Source organism: Enterococcus bulliens (genome assembly GCF_053761865.1).
Genome location: NZ_JBSMXK010000048.1, coordinates 1 through 2,778 on the forward strand (window position 1 = coordinate 1; position 2,778 = coordinate 2,778).

A 2,778-nucleotide genomic window follows, 5' to 3' on the forward strand; every position below is an offset into this window, starting at 1 on the left:
AGTGCGACATGTTTCTAGTTGAAAAGACTAGGCACACTAACGGCTTAACAGACGTTAGTGGAGAACTTTCAGTTTGAGAGGTGGAATGATAGGGTAACGCCTTGAAACGCCTCCCTTAATACTCCGACATGCTATTTCTTACGTGTTAAAAGAAATGGTATGAAGCTCGGTGAAGTCGGCAGAAGGATACCGTAAGCAGAAATGATAAACATTGGTCTGCACGAAAATTTCCTAGAGGTAGGAACTGTATCTAATATGCCGGAGGTCGCAAAAAGTATAGTATGGTGAGAATGTGTGTAAAAGCACTGACGAACTGGCGAATGTACTGTCCTAAACGCCTAAGGCACAGAAATGTGTCGGGTAGAACATGATTGAAGAAATCATGTCACTCTACGGTATCATGCGGTGGAGTAAGAATTGTTTTTATGAAACTCCGTGAAGTGTTATAGGCACTTGAAGTGATACAGGGCAAAAGCCAGCACCTAAGCTATTACATTGATAAAACTGAAGGAACGTGGGAAGCCAAGAACGTGGAGCGCACACACGCAATGAAGCGGATATAAGGAAAGTAGTAGTATATAACTTATATTTATCTTGGTGAAAGTAGTGGCATGACCGGTGAAGGTTCTGTAATGGAACTGGAGGAATAGCCACAAGTCAACAAATTTAAATCAATTTATTAAGTAACCTAAGTCAAACCATAGATTCCTGTAAGACCAAAAGGTCACAACCAATAACTAGGGGGTGACGAACTATGAACAACCACCGAAACAAGAAAAATAATAAGCTTCGATATTCTGAGTATTATGGAATGCAAGAAGCTTATGATAACTTGTATCAACGTAGTGTAGAAAATCAAAATTTCAAGTCATTAATGAAAATTATCATATCCGATGACAATATCTTGCTTGCGTATCGTAATATAAAGCGCAACTCAGGAAGTCTTACGGCAGGTATTGACGGTAAAACCATTAAAGATATTGAAAAACTAACAACTGAAAGATACCTTGATATAGTTAAGAAACGGTTCAAATTTTACAAACCAAGAGAAGTTAAGCGAACTGAAATTCCCAAACCAAATGGAAAAACTAGACCATTAGGAATTCCTTCTATTTGGGATAGGGTAGCTCAACAATGTATCTTGCAAGTATTAGAACCAATATGTGAAGCGAAATTTAATCCACATAGTCACGGTTTTAGACCTAATCGGTCTGCCGAACATGCAATTGCTGATTGTGCCAAGAAGATGAATATTATAAAAATGGGATATTGTGTTGATATAGATATTCAAGGTTTCTTCGATGAAGTTTGGCACTCAAAATTAATGCGACAAATGTGGACTATGGGTATACGGGATAAGGAACTTCTCACTATTATCCGCAAAATGCTAAAAGCTCCAGTTGTATTGCCTAATGGTACTATTCAATTTCCCGAAAAGGGGACACCACAAGGTGGGATTTTATCCCCATTATTAGCCAATATTAATCTTAGTGAATTTGATTGGTGGGTATCGGAACAATGGGAAACAAGGCATATGTCTGAAATTAAGACACAATACAATGCTAATGGAACCGAGCATATGGGAAATCACCATAGGAAAATGCGCTCACATACAAAACTAAAAGAGTTCTATATAGTTCGTTATGCAGATGATTTTAAATTATTTTGCCATGACCGAAAAACGGCTGAACAACTTTATCATGCTTCGATACAATGGTTGGAACAACGATTGCATTTACCCGTATCTATTGAAAAATCCAAAATCACGAACCTTCGTAAGGAAACTAGTGAGTTTCTAGGTTTCAACTTGAAACTAGAAAGAAAAGGGAAAAATAGATATGTAATGCATTCTCATGTTTCAGATAAAGCAATTAACCGTATGAGAATAGAACTAAAAGAGCAAATCAAGGAAATCAAAAAATCACCTAATAGCATTAATACTATCAGAGCTATAGGAAATTATAATAGTAAAGTTATTGGCATGCACGGTTACTATCGAATAGCAACTCACGTTAATAGAGACTTTAAAAAGATGCATTACTCAGTTCTTCTGACAATGAGAAATCGATTGTCTATTGATGGATTGACAAAAACGGGTAAATATACTGGTAAAGATAAAGGGATATTGAACTACGTCCAGTCAAAGAATATTAGATACCTGACAGGACGCCCAATTATACCAGTTAGTTTTGTACAACATAGGAACCCAATGTACCTTAAAGTTAAAATTAATAAATATACTCCTGAGGGGCGTAAACTCATTCATCGTAATCAATCAGCCGTATCTGAAATAGCACTTCGTTGGATCAGGAGCAATCCTGTAGTCAGCGATAGAGCAACAGTGGAATTTAACGATAATCGTATCTCATTGTTTATAGCTCAGTCGGGTAAGTGTTCGGTAACGGGTGAAGAACTAAATGTTCTAGATATGCATTGTCATCATAAGATACCTTATCATGTATCTAAAGATGACAAGTATAGTAACTTGACTATTGTTAAATCTGAAGTTCACATTCTAATACATGCTACCAAGGGAGATACTATTCAGCGATATATGACCTTGTTAAATCTTAATGATGAACAAATCAAAAAGCTAAATAGATTAAGGTTGCTAGTTAGAAACACTTCACTACATTATTAATTTGGTTGCGAGACTTAGGAAAACAAAAAAAGGTTTAATTTGTTGATAGAACGCCGTGTGCGGTGAAAATCGCATGCACGGTGTGGATCGGGGGAAAAACTGGAGATTATTTCAAAAGTTTACCTATCGATATTCGC

General features: G+C 36.6%; 1 protein-coding gene. It reads left to right on the forward strand.

Annotation, left to right across the window (positions count from 1 at the left end; translation table 11 throughout):
• The first annotated feature begins 754 nt into the window (after nt 1–754).
• The gene (ltrA, locus tag ACWOEC_RS12055) at nt 755–2,641 is read left to right on the forward strand and encodes a group II intron reverse transcriptase/maturase (protein WP_063855979.1); all 1,887 of its coding nucleotides are present in this window, start codon (nt 755–757) and stop codon (nt 2,639–2,641) included.
• The last annotated feature ends 137 nt before the right edge of the window (nt 2,642–2,778 follow it).